This window comes from Gammaproteobacteria bacterium (genome assembly GCA_029880545.1).
In the GTDB taxonomy this organism is placed as follows: domain Bacteria; phylum Pseudomonadota; class Gammaproteobacteria; order Acidiferrobacterales; family SZUA-150; genus JAOUOD01.
This window is the reverse complement of record JAOUOD010000001.1, coordinates 355882-378076: the sequence shown is the minus strand read 5'-3', so window position 1 is coordinate 378076 and position 22195 is coordinate 355882. Positions and strand designations below refer to the sequence as shown.

At 53.1% G+C, this 22195-nt stretch carries 26 protein-coding genes, 1 tRNA gene and 1 pseudogene; 15 read left to right on the top strand and 13 right to left on the bottom strand.

Annotation, left to right across the window (positions count from 1 at the left end; translation table 11 throughout):
* Nucleotides 1-94: 94 nt before the first annotated feature.
* The 3 genes from OEZ10_01695 (at nt 95) to OEZ10_01685 (ending at nt 1328) form a co-directional block, all read left to right on the top strand.
* A tRNA-Phe gene (locus tag OEZ10_01695) sits at nt 95-170 on the top strand.
* 30 nt (nt 171-200) lie between these two features.
* Nucleotides 201-452, top strand: a complete 252-nt coding sequence (locus tag OEZ10_01690) for a hypothetical protein (protein MDH5631687.1) — start codon at nt 201-203, stop codon at nt 450-452.
* 294 nt (nt 453-746) lie between these two features.
* Entirely contained in the window at nt 747-1328 is a 582-nt protein-coding gene (locus OEZ10_01685) for a c-type cytochrome (GenBank protein ID MDH5631686.1), read from the top strand.
* A gap of 12 nt (nt 1329-1340) precedes the next feature.
* Here OEZ10_01685 and OEZ10_01680 read toward each other — a convergent pair whose 3' ends face one another.
* Nucleotides 1341-2483 (bottom strand): c-type cytochrome, encoded by a 1143-nt coding sequence (locus OEZ10_01680; protein MDH5631685.1) that lies wholly within the window; start codon nt 2481-2483, stop codon nt 1341-1343.
* 135 nt (nt 2484-2618) lie between these two features.
* Here OEZ10_01680 and OEZ10_01675 point away from each other — a divergent pair, with 135 nt between their 5' ends.
* From OEZ10_01675 to OEZ10_01665, 3 genes and pseudogenes are all read left to right on the top strand, one after another.
* Complete coding sequence (locus tag OEZ10_01675; GenBank protein MDH5631684.1) at nt 2619-3353, top strand: glycerophosphodiester phosphodiesterase family protein; 735 nt, start codon at nt 2619-2621, stop codon at nt 3351-3353.
* Between the two features lie 31 nt (nt 3354-3384).
* Nucleotides 3385-4551, top strand: a complete 1167-nt coding sequence (locus OEZ10_01670) for an FAD-dependent oxidoreductase (GenBank protein MDH5631683.1) — start codon at nt 3385-3387, stop codon at nt 4549-4551.
* A 159-nt stretch (nt 4552-4710) separates the two neighbouring features.
* Nucleotides 4711-5256, top strand: a pseudogene (locus OEZ10_01665) (DUF2238 domain-containing protein).
* 6 nt (nt 5257-5262) lie between these two features.
* On the opposite strand, the gene OEZ10_01660 reads toward OEZ10_01665, so the two are convergent.
* From OEZ10_01660 to nudE, 3 genes are read right to left on the bottom strand one after another with little or no spacing between them, the layout of a single operon-like run.
* A complete protein-coding gene (locus OEZ10_01660) occupies nt 5263-6729 on the bottom strand; it encodes an FGGY family carbohydrate kinase (GenBank protein ID MDH5631682.1) in 1467 nt (488 codons plus the stop codon).
* Entirely contained in the window at nt 6710-7540 is an 831-nt protein-coding gene (cysQ, locus tag OEZ10_01655; GenBank protein MDH5631681.1) for a 3'(2'),5'-bisphosphate nucleotidase CysQ, read from the bottom strand. Before cysQ ends, OEZ10_01660 begins: the two co-directional genes overlap by 20 nt.
* 27 nt (nt 7541-7567) lie before the next feature.
* A complete protein-coding gene (gene nudE / locus OEZ10_01650) occupies nt 7568-8128 on the bottom strand; it encodes an ADP compounds hydrolase NudE (protein ID MDH5631680.1) in 561 nt (186 codons plus the stop codon).
* Nucleotides 8129-8213: 85 nt separating this feature from the next.
* Between nudE and OEZ10_01645 the strand changes: the two genes are divergently transcribed.
* The gene (locus OEZ10_01645; GenBank protein MDH5631679.1) at nt 8214-8561 is read left to right on the top strand and encodes an STAS/SEC14 domain-containing protein; all 348 of its coding nucleotides are present in this window, start codon (nt 8214-8216) and stop codon (nt 8559-8561) included.
* A 15-nt stretch (nt 8562-8576) separates the two neighbouring features.
* Here OEZ10_01645 and OEZ10_01640 read toward each other — a convergent pair whose 3' ends face one another.
* Complete coding sequence (locus OEZ10_01640; GenBank protein MDH5631678.1) at nt 8577-9470, bottom strand: sulfurtransferase; 894 nt, start codon at nt 9468-9470, stop codon at nt 8577-8579.
* Between the two features lie 35 nt (nt 9471-9505).
* Nucleotides 9506-10051 carry a thioesterase family protein gene (locus OEZ10_01635; protein MDH5631677.1) on the bottom strand — a complete coding sequence of 182 codons (546 nt, stop codon included), beginning with the start codon at nt 10049-10051 and terminating at the stop codon, nt 9506-9508.
* Between the two features lie 128 nt (nt 10052-10179).
* Between OEZ10_01635 and yrfG the strand changes: the two genes are divergently transcribed.
* Together yrfG and OEZ10_01625 are read left to right on the top strand one after the other, a co-directional pair.
* Complete coding sequence (gene yrfG / locus OEZ10_01630; protein ID MDH5631676.1) at nt 10180-10833, top strand: GMP/IMP nucleotidase; 654 nt, start codon at nt 10180-10182, stop codon at nt 10831-10833.
* Nucleotides 10834-11011: 178 nt separating this feature from the next.
* Nucleotides 11012-11248, top strand: coding sequence for a hypothetical protein (locus OEZ10_01625; protein ID MDH5631675.1), 237 nt, complete (start codon nt 11012-11014; stop codon nt 11246-11248).
* Nucleotides 11249-11256: 8 nt separating this feature from the next.
* On the opposite strand, the gene OEZ10_01620 is transcribed toward OEZ10_01625, so the two are convergent.
* The gene (locus tag OEZ10_01620) at nt 11257-11640 is read right to left on the bottom strand and encodes an MbcA/ParS/Xre antitoxin family protein (protein ID MDH5631674.1); all 384 of its coding nucleotides are present in this window, start codon (nt 11638-11640) and stop codon (nt 11257-11259) included.
* 15 nt (nt 11641-11655) lie between these two features.
* The gene (locus OEZ10_01615; GenBank protein ID MDH5631673.1) at nt 11656-12138 is read right to left on the bottom strand and encodes a YkgJ family cysteine cluster protein; all 483 of its coding nucleotides are present in this window, start codon (nt 12136-12138) and stop codon (nt 11656-11658) included.
* Between the two features lie 109 nt (nt 12139-12247).
* Here OEZ10_01615 and OEZ10_01610 point away from each other — a divergent pair, with 109 nt between their 5' ends.
* The 3 genes from OEZ10_01610 (at nt 12248) to OEZ10_01600 (ending at nt 14825) form a co-directional block, all read left to right on the top strand.
* Complete coding sequence (locus tag OEZ10_01610; GenBank protein MDH5631672.1) at nt 12248-13144, top strand: glycosyltransferase; 897 nt, start codon at nt 12248-12250, stop codon at nt 13142-13144.
* 235 nt (nt 13145-13379) lie between these two features.
* Nucleotides 13380-14111 (top strand): SDR family NAD(P)-dependent oxidoreductase, encoded by a 732-nt coding sequence (locus OEZ10_01605; protein ID MDH5631671.1) that lies wholly within the window; start codon nt 13380-13382, stop codon nt 14109-14111.
* 321 nt (nt 14112-14432) lie between these two features.
* Complete coding sequence (locus tag OEZ10_01600; GenBank protein ID MDH5631670.1) at nt 14433-14825, top strand: hypothetical protein; 393 nt, start codon at nt 14433-14435, stop codon at nt 14823-14825.
* Between the two features lie 30 nt (nt 14826-14855).
* Here OEZ10_01600 and OEZ10_01595 read toward each other — a convergent pair whose 3' ends face one another.
* From OEZ10_01595 to OEZ10_01580, 4 genes are all read right to left on the bottom strand, one after another.
* Nucleotides 14856-15287, bottom strand: a complete 432-nt coding sequence (locus tag OEZ10_01595) for a DUF411 domain-containing protein (protein ID MDH5631669.1) — start codon at nt 15285-15287, stop codon at nt 14856-14858.
* Nucleotides 15288-15363: 76 nt separating this feature from the next.
* Nucleotides 15364-16455, bottom strand: a complete 1092-nt coding sequence (locus OEZ10_01590) for a hypothetical protein (GenBank protein MDH5631668.1) — start codon at nt 16453-16455, stop codon at nt 15364-15366.
* An 89-nt stretch (nt 16456-16544) separates the two neighbouring features.
* On the bottom strand, nt 16545-16958 hold the full coding sequence (locus OEZ10_01585) for a polymer-forming cytoskeletal protein (protein MDH5631667.1): 414 nt from the start codon (nt 16956-16958) through the stop codon (nt 16545-16547).
* A gap of 52 nt (nt 16959-17010) precedes the next feature.
* Nucleotides 17011-17418, bottom strand: a complete 408-nt coding sequence (locus tag OEZ10_01580) for a thioredoxin family protein (protein MDH5631666.1) — start codon at nt 17416-17418, stop codon at nt 17011-17013.
* Between the two features lie 159 nt (nt 17419-17577).
* Here OEZ10_01580 and OEZ10_01575 point away from each other — a divergent pair, with 159 nt between their 5' ends.
* The gene (locus OEZ10_01575; GenBank protein ID MDH5631665.1) at nt 17578-17733 is read left to right on the top strand and encodes a hypothetical protein; all 156 of its coding nucleotides are present in this window, start codon (nt 17578-17580) and stop codon (nt 17731-17733) included.
* A 541-nt stretch (nt 17734-18274) separates the two neighbouring features.
* On the opposite strand, the gene OEZ10_01570 is transcribed toward OEZ10_01575, so the two are convergent.
* On the bottom strand, nt 18275-18478 hold the full coding sequence (locus OEZ10_01570; protein ID MDH5631664.1) for a cold-shock protein: 204 nt from the start codon (nt 18476-18478) through the stop codon (nt 18275-18277).
* 484 nt (nt 18479-18962) lie between these two features.
* Here OEZ10_01570 and OEZ10_01565 point away from each other — a divergent pair, with 484 nt between their 5' ends.
* Nucleotides 18963-20291, top strand: coding sequence for a DEAD/DEAH box helicase (locus tag OEZ10_01565; protein ID MDH5631663.1), 1329 nt, complete (start codon nt 18963-18965; stop codon nt 20289-20291).
* A gap of 61 nt (nt 20292-20352) precedes the next feature.
* A complete protein-coding gene (locus OEZ10_01560) occupies nt 20353-22146 on the top strand; it encodes an ATP-binding protein (GenBank protein MDH5631662.1) in 1794 nt (597 codons plus the stop codon).
* Nucleotides 22147-22195: the final 49 nt, after the last annotated feature.

Below are 22195 nucleotides of genomic sequence, written 5' to 3'. Positions count from 1 at the left end.
TCGCCTGCCAGGACGGGCCGGGGAGAATTTGGCTGGCGGGCTTTCAATCTGCAGCAAACTTCCCTTATAATCGCCCGCCACTGAATGACCCTGTGGCCAGGTAGCTCAGTTGGTAGAGCAGGGGATTGAAAATCCCCGTGTCGGCAGTTCGATTCTGTCCCTGGCCACCACTTTTCATTTTGACTTTAACGGCCAAGGTTATGTCCTCTTCCCAGTACCGGTTAAAGCAGCACCCCCAAAAAATTTCCCATTACCCCGGCATCGACGAAAAAGTCGAGCAATTTTGTGAAATGGGGTGCAGCGTCGTGCGCAAGACCATTGCCGATTTTGACCACGGCGAGTTGACCGAAGACCTCCATCACTTGAGTGAAGAAGAGCGCCAACACGTCATTGCCGAACTCCGGGACATAATGGCTGTCTACGAGAAAAACGGTGGTGGCTGCGGTAGCTAGCGTGCTTCAAAAAATTTAAATGAAGTCGTCTTTTCAGTTCATTTATACCTGTCGTACATCTGCTGATTCCCGCCAAATTGATGTAAATTTAATATAAATCAAGAAATTGCCCGCCGATATCCAGCAAACTTCGGCGCGGGGGCAAATGGACAAGAGTTTAAAAACCGAGAACACAAAACGGGAGCGCGACCCATGAGAGATCGATTCAAACTGGCGCAACATATATTGCCTTGGACCCTCTGTTTTACATTTCTGACTCCGGCCCCTGTAGTTGCAGAAACTGATACCACGAAAATGCTGGCTGCACTGGAGGCCCGGGTAGACTTGGCCCACAGCAGCGAAGAAAACCGGAAAAAAATTATAGAACAAGGACGGGACAAGGCGTTCTTTTGTGCCAATTGTCATGGCCAGGATGGAAACAGCAGCAAACCTGATGTGCCCAATCTGGCCGGGCAAAATCCGGTTTACCTGTTGCAGCAAATCAATTACTTCGCGCTCAGCGAACGCCAGGACTACACCACTGTCATGCAACAACTTGCTTCACAGCTGTCAGACGATGAGAAACTGGCACTGGCCGTGTATTACGCCAACGCGGCGGTCAAGCCATACCGACAAAAAACCAACCCGGCCTTGCTCTCAAAAGGCAAGCGCCTTTACCAGAATCGCTGCACCAGCTGTCACGGTGAAGATGGCGTCGGGCAAAAGGGGTTTGCCCGCATAGCCGGGCAGAAGATCAACTACATCAAACGCGTGCTGCTGGATTTTCGTGACAACGATCGTAACCGCATCTCGCCAGTCATGAGCGGCATGGTTGAAGGATTCAGCGAAACAGATATTGCGGCGCTGGCCAACTACATAGGCCAACTGTCGCAGTAAGGTTATGCTGCCCTAACGGGTAAAGCCGTCAGTCATGGTATTGAGAAACGCAATCAAATCCTGGACCTCGGCATCCGTCAAACCCAGTTCGCCAATGTTGTCGATGTTATCAATGTTGTCAGCAACTTCCGGAACAACGCCATCAACATCGCGCCGATTATAGAACTGGATAACCTGTTCCAGCGTATCGAACACGCCGTTGTGCATATACGGCGGGGTTAACGCGATGTTGCGCATGGTCGGGGTGCGGAACTTGCCATTCTCCGATGCCAGTCCAAGCACCCCGCCAAGCCCCATATCAACAAAGCTCATGCCTTCGGGATTGAATTCCGGTCCCAGGTATAAAAACGGGTTATTCGGATTGGGCGGCACGCCTATATTATGGTACCGGAAATCGGAGCCCACATCGGCTCCGCCCGCTGGAGACTCATGGCAACGGGCGCACTCGGCCTTGCCAATGAACAACAGCGATCCGCGCAATTCGCTGGCAGTTAACATGACAACGCCCCGCTGGAACGCATCAAACTTCGAGCTGAAAGGCGAAAAAAAAGTGCTGCGCTCGAATGCCGCAATGGCCTCGGCAATACGATCATAGGCCCGGTCAACATTGTTGAAGATGTTGTCACCAAACAGCACCCGGAAATCAGCAGCATAATTTGCCCGGCTCACAGCCAGCACAACACTGGCTTTGTCCGGGTTATTCATTTCCAGTGGATTAAGAAACGGTGCCTTGGCCTGATCTTCAAGTGTCGAGGCGCGACCATCCATAAACTGGCCACCGATGTAGAAATCACCGCCAATATCGTTCACTAGCTGGAACGGCGGTATAAATGCCGCGTAGGATGTAGTTGGTGAATTGCGATTGCCAAATCGTCCGCTGATTACACCTTCGGAGACCGGCAGATTCCGGTTCGGATCGGCGAAACCCGCATTATCGGCATGACAGCTTGCGCAAGACTGTCCCGGCGGACTGGACAGACTGGTATCAAAATAAATGGCCTGGCCCAACGCTTTCAGCTCCGGGGTGTCGGTCGGCAGTTCAGCCGATGGCAACTCCCCGCCACAGGCGGCGAGTGCGGACATGAGCGCCAACACGAACATGGCCTGCCCAATTCGGCTTGATCCCCTGCCTCGTTTCAAGACCCCCGGGTTCATAGCGTCTTCTCCATTATTTTCCCTGCATCACTATCTGAGCCCTGCAAAACAAAACGTGCAAATACAGATTACCGGGTTACCAGGGCAAGGGAAATCCAATGGTTGAAATCAAGCCGTTCGTGCTACATTGATAACATGCGTCAAAACAGACTTGTTGCCCATCGCGGCTACCCCAATGCGTTTCCGGAAAATACCTTGATCGGCTACCAGGCCGCTGTAGCTGCCGGTGCGCGCTTCGTTGAACTTGACGTGCAACTGAGCGCCGACAGGATACCGGTCCTGTTTCATGATCGTGACATGCTGCGCCTGTGCGGGCACGATGGCAAGATCGGAGACTATACAATAGCCCGGCTTTCGCAATTCAAAGCGGGATACTTCGACCGGTTTGGTTACCGGTACGCCCAGAACCCGATTACGCGTCTTGATGAATTTGTTTCCTGGTTGCGAAAACAGCCGGCGCTCACGGCGTTTGTCGAAATCAAGCGCATCAGTCTTGAGCAGTTTGGCGTTGATACCGTTGTTAAAACAATCATTGATGTCATTCAACCGGCCGAGCGCCAATGCGTGCTCATCTCCTACTCACTCGATGCACTGGCCCATGCCAGGAAACTTGGCTGGAGCCAGGTCGGCGCTGTCATAGATGACTGGAAGGGTCATGAGTCAGCGGCTGTAAGATCACTAGCGCCGCAATATTTTTTTTGTGATTACGCGACCCTGCCACGATTTGGCAAACTAATCATTCCGGGAATCAAGACCGCGGTTTATGAAACAACTGACACCCAATTGGCTATCAGGCTGATGGATAGAGGTATTGACCTGGTGGAAACCTTTGAAATCCGCGACATGGTTGATACCGTGTCATCAGTATAACCCCGCATCGGGATCATGGATTACCCCGAACATGAGCCAGGCCAGCCATCAGACTGATTACGACGTGGTTATTGTTGGTGCCGGTATTCACGGCGCCGGGTGCGCCCAGGCCGCGGCGGCAGCCGGCTACCGGACCCTGGTACTGGAACAATCCGCTGTTGCTTCCGCCACATCAAGCCGATCCAGCAAACTTGTTCATGGCGGATTGCGTTACCTGGAAAGTCTGCAATTCCGGCTGGTGGCGGAATCGCTTCGTGAGCGACAGCTGTTGCTGAACAACGCCCCGGACCTGGTCAGGCTTGTGCCATTTTATATCCCGGTCTACCGGGACAATCGGCGACCACCATGGCTGATCGGCCTCGGGCTTTCCCTGTACGCACTACTAGGGCTTTTGCGGCCATCCACGCGATTCCAGCGCATTGCCCGGTCTCAATGGCCCACACTCAGCGGTCTCAATACCGACGGGCTTCTCGCGGTATATCGCTATTTCGATGGCCAGACCGATGACACCGTATTGACCCGCAAGGTCATGCAATCCGCCGAATCCCTAAGCGCCAGGCTGTTATGCCCGGCAACATTTGTTCAGGCAAGGTTCGATAAAATGTTTCGAATCAGTTATCGCCAGCATGGCGAGCTTCAAACGATTACATCAGCAGCCCTGGTTAACGCGGCCGGCCCTTGGCTCAATACCGTGCTCGCCGGTTGCCAGCCGCAACCGCAAGCAGTGGCCATGGAGCTTGTCAAAGGCAGCCACGTCCTGGTTGCGGAACCGGCGCGGAAATATATTTTCTATGTCGAAGCTGAAGATGGTCGCGTCATCTTTATTATGCCCTGGAATGACGCAACATTGATTGGCACAACTGAAAAACCGTTCCACAATGATCCAGCCACGGTACAGGCAGACACGGATGAAGTTGAATACCTTCTCGCCGCCGCGCGGCGCGTACTGCCGGGAATCAATACCACTGTCATCGACAGTTTTGCCGGCGTACGCGTACTGCCGGCAACACAGGGCAACGCATTTCACCGCCCGCGCGAAACCATACTGCATCGCAATGATCAGTTGCCCGGCATGATTACCATTGTTGGCGGAAAACTAACCGGGTATCGCGCGACTGCACAAAAGGTTATAGATGCACTCAGGCCATGGCTTCCGGCTGCCGCCAAGGCGCAGGATACCCGCCATCTTCATTTGTAGCTTTCCCTGTAATTGCGCTGGCTGGCTGATCGGCTCAATAACGGGCTATTGTCCGGTTGACACGCAGTCGGACATGGCATGACCGGTAGCGGCGCGGAATCCTTTGGCAACAACAGGTTCAAGATAACACTGATTGCCGTGTTGCTGTTGTTCTGTTTCATGCTTGCCATTGATCCGGTTGATCGCGGGATATGGCTACTGGGAAATTTCCTTGTTGTTGTCCTGTTTCCGCTGGCGTTGTCGCTGGGCAAGCAACACAGATTCAGCAACGCCACGTTTCTGGGCATGACGGCATTTGTCATGCCTCACCTTTTCGGCGCCCATTTCACTTACAGCACCATGGCCTGGCTTGACTGGCTTTCGGACTGGCCTGGTTGCGCATGAAACTGCTACGACCAGTTTATTCATTTCCTGTTTGGCCTGATGATGTTTGCTGTCTTCTTTGAAATATTCTGTCACCAGGGGCTAACCAGGAGACTCAGCTACATGATGGCTTTTCTGTTTATTACCGCCATCGGCTGCTGGTATGAAATACCGGAATGGTTCGCCATGGAACTGCTCTGCTATCTGCCCGAAGATGCCTGCGCAAGATCCATTACACAGAATGACCTATGTGATGCGCAAAAGGATTTGTTTTATGCATTGCTTGGCGCTGTAACCATGATGATTTTGCACCAGTCATTTCACAACCGCGTCGACCAGTAGCTGTCCTTACACTTCCTCAATACGCAGGCGCAAGATCATTTGACGCGCCCAGTCTGCATGACGCTTTCTCAATGGCGCATTGTCCTGTGGCTTAAACCACCTTCCGATACCGGGTTCCGGCCAGGCCTCGGGGGATTCCGCCAGCAGGTAGGCGAGGCCACGGGCGGTCGCCTCATATTCTTTTGGCCGATAAACAGGTAAACCGGCGATATCCGCAAGGCGTTGACATAAGCCGTCCAGTTGCGACAAGCCGCCGGTAATCTGGATTTGCTGGGGAGGCGAGGCCAGCCTGGTCATTTCTGTCAGGTTGGCCTCTAGCAGGAACACGATGCTCTCCACGGCAGCCACCAGTCGCTCTTGCCTGGTTCCCTCGCCAATGAAGCAACTGTCAAAATGCGCCTGCCAGAAAGGCGACCCAAGACCTCCGACACCATTCATATACAAGGGTGGCGAATCGCACTGCTCCAGCCATTGCGGCAACAGTTCACGAGTATCTTTAAGACCCGACTGTCGCTTGACCAGGTCCAGCGCGCTGGCAGCGCCATTCACTGTTCCCTCGGTAACATATATGACCTCATCATCCTTTTCATAAATCACGCTCGTGAGCAGGCGTCGATTGTTTTTGGGAAGCTGGCCCTGCGGTCTCGAGACAAAAGCGCCGGTACCCATATTGACGTAAGCGGTGTCTGGCTGGATTTTTCCATAGGCGAACAAAGACGCTGATTGGTCACCATTAACAATAGTGACCGGTACTGAATGATTGCCGACACGCAGGCTGCCAAAATCGTGGCGGGTTGGCACACAAACCGGCAATACCTGCCGAGGTATTCCGAATAACTCCAGTAACTGGTCATCCCAGTTACGGGTCTTTAGAGACCACAGCAAGGTACGTGATGCATTGGCCGGATCAACCAGGAACGGCTTGTTGGACAGCAGGCGAAATAACAGGAAAGACGCCATTGGTCCAAATGCCAGGCTGCCGGCTTCTGCGGCCTGCCTGACCCGTGGCAAATAATCGAGACACCAGCGTAACTTGCTGGCGCCATAATGGGCTGAAAGAAAAAGCCCGGTGATGCGATGAATGGTTTCACGCTGCTCGGAGAACTGCTGCAGCCACTTGTCGGCGCGCCGGTCCTGCCAACTGATAATGGGGCAAAGCGGCTTGCCGGTACGACGATCCCAGCAGGCAATGCTAGATCGCTGGGTGGCAAAACCGGCTGCGGCAATCCGGCTGACATCGTCACCCAGTTGTTGCGCCACCTGGTGAATGGCAGATTCAATCGAGGCGACCATTTCGTCGGCATCCTGCTCAACCCTGTCCTCTGCCGGTTGCTGACTGCCAACTGCTGCCTTGCCTTCTGCTACCAGTTTGCCATGAAAATCAAATACCAGCGCACGTGAGCTATGGCCGCCCTGGTCTATGGCAATATACAAATCATTTACATGAAAATAGTCAGGCACCATTTGAGGCATAGGGTGACCAGTCAAAATCGCCCTGATCAACTACGAGGAAAAACGGATTAAGAATATCAGGCTTGTTATAGACCAGGTCATTTCCGTCAAGATCAATAACCCTGCCACCGGCAGCCGATACGACTGCATGCGCGGCAGCGGTATCCCATTCCGATGTTGGCCCGAAGCGTGGATAAACATCTGCCTCACCCTCGGCTACCAGGCATAATTTCAGCGAACTTCCCATGCTGACCAGTTCGGCCTGCGCGTATGCTGCTGAGTAGCGCTCAATAAATGTTTTCAGTCTCTCGCCGGCATGGGATCGACTCCCCACTACACGCGCCGGACCGCCGCGGAAGTTCCCGGCCCGGATCTCGATTGCAGAACCCAGCGGATCAATCCTGAACGCGCCACCATTTTCGCATCCGGTATAGGTCACGCCACTAACCGGCACATGAACCACACCAATAACCGGGCGCCCGTGGTTGATCAGGGCAATATTGACCGTGAACTCTCCATTGCGATTGACAAACTCCTTTGTTCCATCGAGCGGATCAACCAGCCAGAACGTCTCCCAGCCAGAACGTTGTTCATAAGGAATGCTGCTGGACTCTTCGGATAATATCGGGAACCCCAGGCCAAGCTTGTTCAGTGATTCGATAATGAAATCGTTAGCGGCATGGTCAGCCATGGTCAGAGGCGACCCATCCTCCTTGTGTTCAACATCAAACTCCTGCTGATAAATATCCCTGATTCTTTTTCCTGCGCCTTCAGCGATCCGTGCCACTTCATCCGCCAAAACCTCGCATACATCAGGAAATTTCAAACGCATATCAATACCCGCCTCTCTGCCAAAACTCTAATTCTGTTTTTCCAGATACTGCCTGACCAGAAATAACGCGGCAATACTTCGGGCTTCGGAAAAGTCTTCCCGCTCAAGCAACTCCGGCAATTCCGATAGCCGCCATTTTACTACCTCCAGCGGTTCAGGCTCATCACCCTCTGCCGTATCAGGGTAAAGATCACGTGCCAGCACCAGGTGCGTCAGGTGAGAAAAATATCCAGGCGCCACGGTGAGGGACTGCAGGTAGTCCAGGCGACGCGCCGAAAATCCCACCTCTTCAGCAAGTTCGCGCCGGGCTGCGTGGACCGGAGATTCATCAGGCTCCATACGACCCTTGGGGAAGCCCAGTTCATAACGCTCGGTACCGACAGCATATTCCCGAACCAGGAAAACATGGTCGTCATCAGGCATGGCGACAATCAGCACGGCCCCGCCGCCACTGTGTACACGTTCATAGCTGCATTGCTGGCCGTTGGAGAACTCCAGCTGCACCTGCTCCACATGGAACAACCTGCTGTTACACACCGGCTTCACCCCGTGAATGCGGGGCAAGGCTTTCTCATTATCATCTGACATGGCCAGTCCTGTTTACGCCACTATAGACCCAAGGCATTTCTATTGCCATACTTGCGGAAGCTGAACCACGGTCAGGCGTAATAGCATGATTACAACAGAAAATAACACCGACTACATTCAGGCTAACGTCTTTGGCGAAATGACGCTTCAGGATTACCAGGAGCTTGAACAGGCCATTGATGAAGAACTGCGTATAAGTCGCCGCATCAAGCTGCTGCTGGATCTGACCATGATGTCAGGCTTCACGCTGGATGTTGCCTGGGAGGACATCAAGTTCATCAGCAATCACGCGCATGATTTTCAGCGCATTGCCATTGTAACCCAGAATCAGTGGCTGTCCTGGGCAGGCTGGATTAACGGCGCCTTCACCGACGCCGAGATAAGCATTTTCGCTGACGCCGAAGAAGCGCTGACCTGGATGGAATCAGACTGATCCGGAACCGGCCGGTTACCCGGGTTTTCCGCCACGCACCAGTTTCTTTCCACGCACGCTGCCGTACTCCTTCATGGAATTTGGATATAGCCTGACATTTTCGAATCCAAGGTGACGTAATACCAGGTAGGTATGGGCAGCACGGTGTCCTGACTGACAATAGGTGACCAGCGGTTGCGTTTTGTCTTCGATGCCTTTCTGCGCCAGGAGTTGCCTTAGGGTTTCATTCTGCACTAACCGAAATCCGCCCTTGAAATCTAGAGCCTGGTCCCATTCCCACCACGCGGCACCGGCGATATGACCGCCCTGTTTGCGTTTTTCATCGCCCGTATACTCCTCCATGGATCTGACATCCACTATCCTGGCGGAACGATTTTTGGCAATGCTGTCAATATCCTCGAGGGTCGTTTCGTTATCCCGGGATCGCGTCAACGGCCCGTAATTGACCGGGGATCGTTTAGCATCAGCATTGCTCACCTTGCGTCCTTCCAGTATCCATTTCACCAGTCCGCCATCCAGTACCGATACACGGGGATGGCCAAGCTGCTCCAGGTGCCAGAACAGTCGACCCGCTTCAAGGCCGCCCATATCATCATATATAACTACATGGTCTGACTGGGAGATTCCCATTACGCCAAGATTATAGGCCAGCGCCCGGTTGGATATGCGACGGGAGAATTGTTCACCTTTTTTGGGTCGCAGCAGCAGCGTGTAATAGGGAAGACGTATTGCGCCGGGCAAATGAAACCTGGCGTACTGGGTGTCTTCGGAAGACATGTCGACCAGCACGACATCCTTGTCTGCCACATGATCAGCGAGCCACTCGGTACTGACCATAACCGGTACAGACTCCTGCGAGCACACCGGAAACACCCATCCAAGCAATAAAAGCAGTACAAGTTTTCGCATCAGGTTAACCTCCCTGGAGCCATACGAAATAAAAACTAGTTGTTACCAGGATTTGAATTATTGAGATGGCGCTGCTGATTTGCAAGCAACGACATCTTCTGTCTCAGCTCAGCTATATCCGGTGATTGCAGGCCCGGATCCAACAGCGCCAATACTTGCTCACTGGGCACCGGCCGTCCGGCATTGAGCATAAGCCCTTTTACGATCATGTTAGCGCACAATCGCCCGTTACTGTAGAAACACTGTTCCATATAAAAATATTTTTCATCCCAACCAAGCAGGCGGGTGGCAAGACGAAAACGCCTGAACGGTGGCAACGGCCTGAGGTAACTGGAAGTCACCGATGCAATAACAGGAAACCAGCGGCGACGCACCAGTTTGGCCAGCAATCCCACGCGGGCCATAAAATTGATACGGCCAAGATCCATCAAAGTCAGGTACCGGCCATTGTTCATGTGCATGTTCAGATCACAGTCCGTTGGCCAGACCCGGAACATGATGTCTGCCGTGGCAAACAGATCCATTGATCGCGCAAACGGAGTTTTCAGCAGGATTCGCAACAAGCGCAGGTACAGGTTCATGGTCGGTTATTCGGCAGCTCAATCTATGATCCTGGTGGCAAGTATACTCAACATGGACATGGCTATATACTTTTGTCCACGGCGACAACGCTCAACCACTTCAGCCATTAACCGAGAAACCTGAACCCGTGATCCACTGGCCTGACATTGACAAAATATTCCTTGATATGGACGGCACCCTGCTGGACCTGCACTACGACAACCATTTCTGGCTGGAACATGTACCAAGGCGTTATGCTGAAGCCAACAGCCTGTCGCTGCAACAGTCAAAAGACTTTCTCTATGCGCGGTTCAAGGAAGACGAAGGCACGCTCAACTGGTATTGCGTGGACTACTGGAGCGATCAACTGGGGCTGGATATTCCGCTGCTCAAGCAGGAGGTCAACCACCTGATCGCCGTGCATCCGCATGTTATCGACTTCCTGAAAGCAGCGAGGGCCATGAACAAACGCGTGGTACTGGTTACCAATGCTCACGGCAAGGTGCTGGACATCAAGATGAACCGGACACAACTGGCCGGTTATTTCGACCGATTGATTACCGCCCACGACCTGGGGCTGCCCAAGGAAGGCACCGGTTTCTGGGTGCGGTTTCAGGAGATTGAGGCGTTTGACAGTGAACGCACACTCCTGGTGGACGACAGCCTTCCGGTCCTGGATGCCGCCCGCGCCTATGGCTTCAGGCACTTGTTATGTATTCATGCGCCCGACTCCCGGGCGGGCAGTCGTCGCATCAGCGCCTATCCCGCTATTGATACCTTTGACGAGATAACGCCAAAATAATTCGCTACATCAATAATAATGATGTGATTGCAAAACATTAGTAATCATGGAGTTATCTACGCTATCTTCAGTGTGACCTGATAAAGACCCTAGTCCGCACTTTGTTTTTATTCGCCCATCTCTGGCTATAATACTTTTACAAAAAGCATAATTTATTTCTGGTTGGTTGGGATTGAATATGACGACATTAGAAAAGACGCGGGGACAGTTGCGCCTGTCACCGATCCCGGGGAATTGGTACGTGGACAAAACCGGTGCACTGTTCAAGGTCAAGGCGCTGGTATATGAAGCCGGTGAGCTTAATCACCTGATACTGGATTATCCAAGAGGATCACGTCACCGCCTGCCAATTGAACTCTGGCAGCAATATATCTACCAGGTCAACACAACAGCCGAGCACCAGAGCCAGGCCTGAACCCGGGTTCACCAGCCATCAGTGTGCTCAAGGTGGGCGCGAACGCGCTCAATGCCGTCCATGCCTTCTTCGAGCATGATTTCCAGTGGCGTGCGCCCACCAAAATACTGGTTCTCGGTGGTGATCCAGAAATTGGCCAGCGCGACATTGGTTGGAAAGCTCGTATGCAATGCCCGCTCTATCGCGAGCAGGTGCTGTGTCCGTGCCAGTAACTGTCCATCATCAGGCAGAGGTTCTCCGGCACGGTGACGCGCCAACGCCCTGATCCGTGTCGAATCAGGCATGCCGAGCAGGCTGATCTGCTGCTCCGAACTCAATTTCCAGTCATCCAGCAGCTTGAGCAGCATTTTTGCCAAGGCCTGTTGCTCTTCCGGGGTTATATGTGTTGCCATGTAGTAGGCTCCTCGTCAGGCCTGTTTAGCCCACTTTTCAAATCGTTTGTCCCAGCTCTTGAAGCGCTTGCGACAGTAATTGTCCAGGGATTCCCAGGATTCAAACAACAACTCAAAATCACTGGCCGTTGACGGTGTATTGAACTCACAGTCGTCGTTGGAATGTTCACGGCAAATTTGTGGTCTTTTTTCATAGATACCACAACGTCCGTCTTTCAATACGTGACGGCAACGATTGTAGACAAGCAAGTACCAGCCGCCATCTTCCTTGTAGATTTGCGTATTTTCGTGAGACAGCTGCCACAACATGGTATCAAAAGCTTCCATGGATCTCGGCGTATCCAGTTCCTGCGTATAATAGGTACAACAGGTCGTATTGACGCAGAAACTGCACTTGGTTTCCGGTGTCATGCCGGATGCGGGCGTCACCCGAAGCACCGGCACCTTGCCGGTAACCGCACCGGTTTTGCCCGAAGTTTTTCTGGATGTGCGTGCCATAAGTTTTCAAGCCGGGAAAAGTCGGGCAATGCTACCAGAACAGGATTGGGTTCGCGACTTCGACAAAGATCCCGGTGTCAAAGTGCATTGCAAATTGGCGCGGGTTATAATGCAACCTTTTCAGGTTGCCATGCCATCCGTTTCGGTCATTATTCCCGTCTATAACAGCGTCGACACGCTTCCGCGCGCACTGGATTCTGTGCTTGCACAGTCCCGGGCGGCAGATGAAATTGTCGTTATAGATGATGGTTCCACTGATCACACCCCAGACATCATGCAGCTGCGCTATCCAGGGGTGCACTATTATTACCGTGAACATCGCGGTACCGGGGCCGCACTGAATACCGGTATTCGCAAGACCCGCGGGAACTGGATCGCATTTCTTGATGCCTGCAGCGAATGGCTGCCGAACAAGCTTGAACTGCAACTGGGTATTGCAAATCATGATCGTGGTTGTCGCGTAGTTTACGGTACCGAAAGAACAATCAGGGAAGGCGGGCAGGCATCATTCGCTGATACCACCAAGGGACCGCAAGGCATGATATTTGACCTTTGCCTTTCGGCTCCAGTGATATCCCTGTCAACAGCCATGATTCATCGCACGGCGCTGGATCAGCTTGGCGGCTTCGATGAAAGCCCATCGCTCTGCAGTGAATACGACTTTTGGCTCCGGTTGTGCTCGGCATACCCGGTTGCCTGTATCGATGCACCGGCAGTCAACCGATTTGATAATCCCGGCGACGGAAAATCCGGGGCCGGGGAGAACATGCAGTTGCGGCAGGTTCGTTCACTGGTGAATATCATCGACTCCGGAACCCTGACGGCACCGCAGGAAGCCGTCGCCCGTAAAGCGCTGAATGAAAAATGTTCCGCCATTATCTCCGACGCAACCCGCTACAAACGTTGGCATGAGCTGGCGTACCACCAATCCATCATTGACCGCCTTGGCAATGCTGACGACTCCGAACCCGGGATGGATGAATACGAACATTCCGGCAAACATTGATATAGCCAGCACCGGGAACGTTGCACCAGGCTAGATATTCTTTATCACCAATCCCGGTTTGGCGATGCGGCCTGGCTACCGGAACCATCAACCAGTTTACCGACACTATCACGGGCATTTTGACCGGTTGCAACAAAAGCGACGACTCTGCGCATGCAAATCGTTGCAACCAGGTCTATTCTTCATCATATTAATCAACCCTAGTTTCACTTGTGACTTTCGCAACGGATATGCCATGGCTGATCGGCTTGCCAACAAGGTTGTACTCGTTACCGGTGCCAGTGCCGATGTTGGTCGAGCCTGCAGCCTGTTGTTGCTTGAGAAGGGTTACACGGTAGTAGGTACGGATCCGGACTTTCCCCGAGCCGGTATTGACGAGCGACGTTTCCACCCGATCGCGGTGAATTTTTCTGATCTCGATTCGCTCCCCGGAGCACTGATACGCGTCGGCCGGGACTTGCCGGAAATCGAGGCCATGATTCTGTGTGCCGATGCCGGACACATCGGCTCACTGGAACAGATCAGCTGGAACCAGGTTCGCTCAACAATAGACAGTAACTTCACCAGCCAGGCCTACGTGGTAAAACAATTCCTGCCCCAACTGAAACAACAGGGCTACGGCAATATCATTTTTATCGGCTCGGAATCCACGTTAAACGGTGATCGACGCGGCGCCATTTACAACGCCAGCAAGTTTGCCCTGCGCGGCCTGGCCCAGGCGCTTAGAGAAGACTGCAGCGATACCGGCATTCGTATCACCATCATTAATCCCGGCCTGGTACGCAATGGCTTTATCCACAACCTCGACACCCGCCACGATATAGGCAACATTATTGAACCTGGCGCCGTCGCCGAAGCAGCGCTTGAGGTCTTGCAAGCGAGACCGGGGACGGTATTTGACGAAATCAACCTGTCACCATCGACGCAAGTGGTCCGGGTGCGCAAGACAGGCAAGCCGATTGAGTAAATCAATAGTCCCGGGAAGTATCGAGCCCTGGCGTCGCTGACCGGCTTTGCGGCGATTTCCTGGCAGACACGGGCACAGGACAGCGGTCTACGGCAATATTGTTCGTGTACCCGTTACCAACCAAAACCCCGGGGCGCCAGCGACCAAAGGTGACGCCGGTATCCCGCGGGTGATAAACCGGTTTTTTCCCCTGCATTTACTTGCGACAAAATATTTCTGTCTATAATTACCTACATAATTACACAAATAGTGGCCGGCCAGGCTTTGTCACACTGAACGGCATTGAGCAAATCGGTTATTTGGGAACGACAGGGGGAAATTATGGCGAAAATAATCAATGTTGCCATTATCGGCCTGGGCGAAGCCGGAGAGATTTTTGCCCTGCACCTTTTGGAAAAAATCCAGATTGACCAGCGACCAGTCAAAATTGTCGCCGCCGTTCACAACAACCTGAGCTCTCCGGTGGCACTGGGCTTTCAGCAAAATGGTGTTCCGGTATTCAGCGACATCAAGCAATTAGCCGACCTGGGACAGGGCGTGGATATCATTTTCAATATGACCGGCGACGGCGTGCTGGCACAAAAACTGCGGCTGGAATTGCTCGAGCGAAAGAACAGGCACACAGTCATCGCCTCGGACCTGGTGGCGCACCTGTTGTGGTCATTCTTCGACGAAGATACAGAACTGCCGGAAATTAACGACGAAGCCGCCTGAGGCGGCCTCGATCATCACCCGCCAGCACTGCTAATGACGGGCAAATACCTTGCGGCTGCCATCGCGGCCGAACAGCACTACCTCGTAATCGTCCTTGCGATGACCTTCCATTCCCGGCGACCCCATGGGCATGGCTGGTACCGCCAGGCCGGTGGCGACAGGCCTTTCCTTCAGCAATCGCTTGATATCATCGGCAGGCACATGCCCCTCAATGACATAACCGTCAACCAGGGCCGTATGGCATGAACCCAGCTCCGGCGACACGCCATGGCGAATCTTGTACTCCACCACGTCTACCACGTTATGCGCCTTCACCGTGAACCCGGCGCGCTCCAGGTGATCCACCCACTTGTTACAACAGCCACATGTGGCCGCCTTGTACACGGTAATCTCAGAAGCATGGCCGGGACTCAATACAAACAGCATCGCGGTCACCAGTACGAATAAAGTCAATTTTCTCATCTTGCTCTCCAAATCCCGACAATTTTGCCATTCGATCCTGTTAACGGTCGATTCGGGCAAAAACGTCATCAAGGGGTCATTTTTCCGGAATGTTGATTTTTCTCAACGCTGGCCGATAGGCGCGCAGCACCCTGACCTTGTCCAGGGTCTCAATCAGTTCCCGCTTTACGGTGACCGGACCGTCCGCCAAGACACTCAACAACAAAGCCAGCTTGGCGACAATGGGGTCACTGTCATCGAAAGGCGGAAACTTGGGGCCGGCAATACGAATTAACGCGGCACTGATTCGCGCCCGCCGTTCCGGCTCCGGTATAAATTCCAGCACGGATACACAGAAATCCAGCAAGGGAACAATTTTTTCCTTGTTAAACCCGCACAGGCCCTGCAGCGCCTGAGCATGACGCCTCGGGTCAGACACCAAGGCCACTCCGCACCATAGCATGCGGGTACGAACCGGGAAGTCTTCCTGCAACGCGGCATCTGCCAACTCCGCCAGCCGGTCAGGCTCACCAAAGCGGCACGCCGTGTATAGCAATGCGTAACAGTTGCCATAACTCAGGTGGCGCCAGTTAGCCATAATCCAGTATATGAGCTCGGTGCTGGGGGTCACCGGTTGGCCAAAATACCAATCCATGCCCGGCAAAACATCCGCCGTGGCCGCTCGACTGCCCTTCCAGGATGCCATCAGCGCCTGCTCGGCCTCTTGCTGATACCTGACCAGGTACCGCTCCGGCCAGTCCGGTCGCTCACCCTGCTCGAGCGTCATAACAAAACAAAAAGCACTCTGGCGTACAGATGATGAAACCCTATCAAAAAACGCATCGCCCAGATGGTCAATGCCGCGCCTGAAACAGGCCAACAACACCCAGCAACGTTCTAGTTGGCCGGGCTGCCCCGGTGAAGAGAACTGCTCCGGCGTCGGGAACGAGGCTGCATCAACGGATGCCTCAAACCCTTGGTAGATATCCGGCAGCAGACCCTGGTCAACAAAGCTGGCAAGACGTTCATCTGGCGGCAGCCTGTTATCAAGATTCAGGAAGAGCCCAAGGTAAGCCTTGGCGTAGGGTATTAACAGATCACAGTGCTGGCCGGCGCGAATCTGCTCACGCAATGGCAGGAGTCGGGTGTTGTTGCGCTCACGAATATCATCAAGCTGCAATGGGTCCAATGAAGTGTGCCTGGGTTATCTGGGTGACTCTACAGTGTAAGGTTTCCGGCCAGCGAAACAAACCCACGTCTGCTGCTTGATTGACACAATCAATCTTCTTTATGACCTGATGATCGTTTCTCCGAAAATCGAGTAATATTACTTGTTCCAGTCATGGAAATCTTGCCCTGGTAGCACGCGCCCTCACTAATAGCAATGGCCTTGGCGGTAAGCTTGGCCTTAACAATGGCGCCCTTTTCCAGCACAAGTTTTTCAATTGCATGAACATTGCCGTTAACCGTTCCGGCGATAACTACGGTACCGGCCTGAATATCACCCTGCCAACTACCCGTGGGCTCAATATACAACACACCGTCAATATGACATTGGCCATTTACATGACCGGCAACAGCATAGTCACCGGCACCGGAAAACTCTCCCTGGAATTGGGCATCCGGACCAATGCGTGTCGAGTAGGCGACAACATCATCCATGGAGCGGCGTTTTTGCTCACCACCAAACATAAGGTGCTCACTGGTTAATTTTAAGGGATAAGCCTGGCAGGCAATCCGGGTATCAGGCTGCCTGGGTTACATCTTCTGAACTGGAAAGCAGGTGACGCAGTCTACGCTCCGAGGCCGAACCCAGGATCTTGCGTTTCAATAATCCCTGCTGCACGAGCATAACCGAAGGCAGGCCAACGACACCGGCCTTGACCGCAAATTCGCGATGCTCAAGCACATTAATTTTCTGGATGTGCAGACCATCGGCACACAACTTGTCAATACGGGGGCTCATTTTCCGACAAGGCCCACAGTTGGGACTGTAAAAATACAGCAGCATGGTCGAATCGACCTTGTCCCGACCGACAACTTCCTCAAGACCACGAATGGGAAGGTCTCGCTGCTTCTGGAACAAAAAACACGACTGAATCTTTGGCCATAACAGATAAATGACCAACGCCGTGCCGAATATCAGCGCCATATTCTCCACAACCCGCTCCTCCTGTTTGACTGGCGTCTAATTTTGTTGCCGGGACTGTGTAACTGAGAATCAATATACTGACTTTTTCGTGACCTGTCTGCACCCAAATCATACCTCTACCCGCTTTTTAGGATGGTTTTAAGGCACCAGGACACTGATATGTATGCGCCCGGGCACTGGAACTCCCGACAAGCTTTGGTCGAAAACAGCCATAGCGGCGGCAACTGGTATGCACTCGCCGATCACATGGCTGCCGGGGGACTCGTTGCCACGTCACTGATACGCATGTCGATTTACCCCGGATTCCTGCATTGACCACGGGTAGATCAAGGAAAACTGTCCAAAACCGCCAGAGCGGGTTCCGGTGGCTGCTTTTACGCTGCGCAGCGACTTGCTCCCCAGGCACAAAGAAATCCGGGCAGTGGCCGTCATGATTGGCCGGCTTTGGAAACCCGGTGGAATCACCTGGCCTGGATTGGCAAATTGAAACCTGTACCAGATATGCAATATTTCGAGTCACCGACATTCCCCACGGATAAACAACCGGGTCAGGACCGGAAGTTCAATTCAGGGAAATAGAGAATACCAAGGCGACAGATATAACATTGTATTCTCTGACAATCGTCCAATAATAAAAGCGTTCCCGGACAACGTGCCGACCGGAAAAACAATCCTGCCCGACTGGGATCTTTATCAACCAGCCATAGATCGCTCAGATTCCATGAGAAATGGCAATGACTACCGACGGTCTGGACCCCAACGGAACCCAGCCTTTAAGAGTAGAAGCTAAAACAAAGCCCTGCCGGGAGGCAGGGCTTTGAAAATCATTCCTGGAGATCGATACCCCGGAACCAGCTTACTGAGGAACGACGTTGGCCGCCTGTGGGCCTTTAGGTCCTTCATTAATATCGAAGGATACCTTTTGCCCTTCAGACAAGGTCTTGAAGCCGTCGCCCTGAATAGCGCTGAAATGAACGAATACGTCTGCTCCACCATCATCCTGGGCTATAAAGCCGAAACCTTTGGCTTCATTGAACCACTTTACTGTACCTGTAGACATGATCTTTACCTTTATAATTAAACAGAATTGTCACTGCAGGATAGAACGGTGGATTCGGTGGGCCAAAAAAAGGTAAACCAAAACGCCGCTGCGACTCTGCAGCAAACATCACTCTACACCCCCATTTTTAAAAAGGCCAACTTTTTTTCATCATACACACAATAAGCACTGGGGATTCACGCCGCCCTGTGTTAGGCTCCGCGCGCGTTTGCAGTCAGGCGCCCGGTCTACACCGACCGACAGCGCCAATTACCTCGTGGAACTTCAGGTACTGATGCAGGTCTGATCAACACGATCGACTTTGCTAGTTCAGCCCCAATCTCTCCGTCGCGGGTAGCTTCAAACCCTGCGCGGTTCATGTGTCCATCTAGCTTTCCGGGATCATCACCGCATTGTCCAAATACGACGCAGCTGCGTCGTAAAACCGGTTGCCCTGGCCAATGCCAGCGCAACAACCGATCACGTCACGTGATCAGGAGTACTTATGTCATTTGATTCACTTGGCCTTCGCGCCGAGCTTCTCCAGACCATTCACAAGGCCGGCTATACCACTGCGTCACCCATCCAGGCAGCAGCAATTCCGGTTATCCTCAAAGGCAAAGACGTCATGGCCAGCGCCGAAACCGGTACCGGCAAAACCGCTGCCTTTACCCTGCCGATGCTTGACCTGCTGTCTGCTACCGAATCCAGGGGCAAGCCCAGGGTACGCGCCCTGGTGCTGACGCCAACCCGGGAACTGGCCGGCCAGGTCAACGACAGCGTTGTCAAATACGGCAGAGGCCTGTCCATCCAATCAACGCCGATTTACGGTGGTGTCAGTATGACAGCACAGTTCAAGGCACTTCGCCGTGGCGTGGATATCCTGGTGGCGACACCTGGACGACTTATCGATCACCTTGAGCGCGGCTCCATTGACCTGTCAGCGGTGGAATTTATCGTTCTTGATGAAGCCGATCGCATGCTGGATATGGGTTTTGCTCCGGCCATGGAGCGGATATTCCGCGCCATTCCCAAGAAACGCCAGACGCTGCTTTTTTCCGCCACCTTCTCAAGCACCATTCGCGGGCTGGCTGGCAGTTACTTGTCCAACCCGGAAGAAGTCTCGGTAGCCAAGCCCAACGCCACGGCAAAAAATATTACCCAGACCGCCTACAAGGTCGACAACGATCGCAAGACCGACTTGCTGGCACACCTGTTCGACCAGCACGACCTGGAACAGGTTCTGGTATTTACTCGCACCAAGCGAGGCGCCGATCGACTGGCCAAGCAACTGGACGGCAAGGGCATTCGTGCCGCGGCCATTCATGGTGACAAGAGCCAGGGTCAACGTAACCGGGCACTGGCCATGTTCAAAAAGAACAAGGTCAGAACCCTGGTGGCGACCGATGTCGCCGCCCGCGGTATCGATATCAACCAGCTTTCGCACGTAGTCAACTACGAACTGCCGGATGATATTGAGAACTATGTCCACCGCATTGGCCGTACCGGCCGTGCCGGCAAGAAGGGAACGGCGATTTCCCTGATTGGCAATCACGAGTTCTCTCGTCTCAGGGAAATCGAAAAACTGATCAAGTCCCGTATTCAGACGGACACCCTGGAAGGATTTGAACCCAAACATGCGCCGGTTCGCGAAGCCGCCGACCCCGCGAAACGTCGTCGCAATACCGGTGGCTTCAAGAAAAAAGCGCAGTACCGGGACAAACAGGAATCTACAGGCTCCAGCTATCGACCGAGGCGCGGTGATGGCAAGGCCGCCACTGGAAACAAAAAACGTCGCACGTTTTCAGGTCAGCAAAACCGCTCGGCAGCCTAGCCACTACTGACACTGAAATACTGACTGGCTCACGCCGTAACACCCGTCTGATCACGACGGTGTGTTACGGCGTTTTATTTGTGGGAATACTGATTATTTAACAGTTGATAACAATTGTTTAACATGGGGCGCGTTACATACGGGGCACTATTGCCTATTATCTAAACGGGAATTTCGTCCAACAATATTCATAGCCATAATTACCTTGACTACCTCTTCTTCACTTGCCAGCGAATTTTGCAAACAGTTGTCTGACGAAGACTTCCGCAATATGGCTTGCGCGGCGCCTGCAATGATCTGGATTTCCGATACCAATAATGACGGAATCTGGTTTAACAATGCATGGCTCGACTACACCGGGCTGCCGATGGAACAGCAACTGGGTACCGCCTGGGCGACATGCGTTCATCCTGACGATCTCACCAGCGCCATTGAAGCTTGCAACGCTGCATTTGCTGCGCGCGCGAAATTCCAGATGGAATTCAGGTTACGTCGTGCTGATGGCAGTTACGGCTGGATCCTGGATACCGGCATTCCCCGATACAACAGTGACGGCGAGTTTATTGGCTATCTCGGCTACTGCTGGGATATCAGCAAAACCATGGAAGCGGAACAGCAATTGCAGGCACTGGAGGAAGAAAATCGCTTCCTGCTTGAATGGTCGAGGCGGCTGCAGAATGTGACAAGCTACGACGATGCACTGGCGGCGACATCAGACGCCATGCAGAAACAGGTCGGCTACTCCTATGCGCTTATGTATATCCTCGCCAACGAGGAGGATGACTATGTCAAGCTGATTAGTGCCAGTGGCACGATTGCCGACAATATTTCCAGCAGCTACCCGACTCTGCAAATATCCGGTGATCCGTTCATGGTTGACGTTATCAACAGTGATGTACCACTGGTGGTGGACAACATGTACGAAGACCCGCGGACGGACAAGGCAATCGTCAAGGCGCTGGATATCTGGACTGTAATCAATATTCCAATCCGCCTGGCGGGAAAGAACTTCGGAACGCTGTGCACGGGCACCATCGGCAACGAAGGGGTGCGACCACCGGATGAACGCCAGTTGAGAATCATGCAAAAAATGGCGGCGCACCTTGCCCCGGTTATTGAGCGCATTCAGTTTATTGAAAAACTGAACCAGGCGCAGAATCAGCTCGAACAGGCCAACAACGCCAAAACCGAATTCCTGTCACGCATGAGTCACGAGTTACGCACACCTCTCAATGCCGTACTTGGCTACGCACAGCTTCTGGAAATGGACGAAATGATGGGCGATAACCATCAGTCGTCGATTCAAGAAATTCTGCAGGCCGGTGAACACCTTCTGCAGCTGGTAAACGAGGTGCTGGAGCTTTCACAAATTGATTCTGGCCAGATCACGATCAACAGGGAAACTGTGTCACTTATCACGCTGGTCAATAACTGCATCATGCTTCACGATAACCTTGCCGCAAGAAACAGCGTGGTAATCGACAATCGCATTACGGATTCCCGCATCAACTGCCTGGCTGATCCGTTTCGTCTGAAACAGGTATTGCTCAATCTCATATCCAATGCAATCAAGTACAACAGGAACAGCGGAACCGTAACACTGACATGTGAATCGGTTGCTGACGGCCGGGTAAAGGTATCGGTAATTGATACCGGTATCGGACTGGAGCCAGAACAACTTGAAAAACTGTTCCAGCCATTCGAACGTGCCGGTGCCGAGAACTCCGGCGTTGACGGTTACGGAATCGGACTATCCATTACCCGGAGGCTGCTCGAACTGATGGATGGCGCCATCGAAGTCAAAAGCGCGCCGGGGCGAGGCAGTACCTTCAGTTTTACGTTGCCAGTCGCATAAACAAGGCGCCACGGGCGCCATTTTTTATCAATACAGATCCCGGGACCGG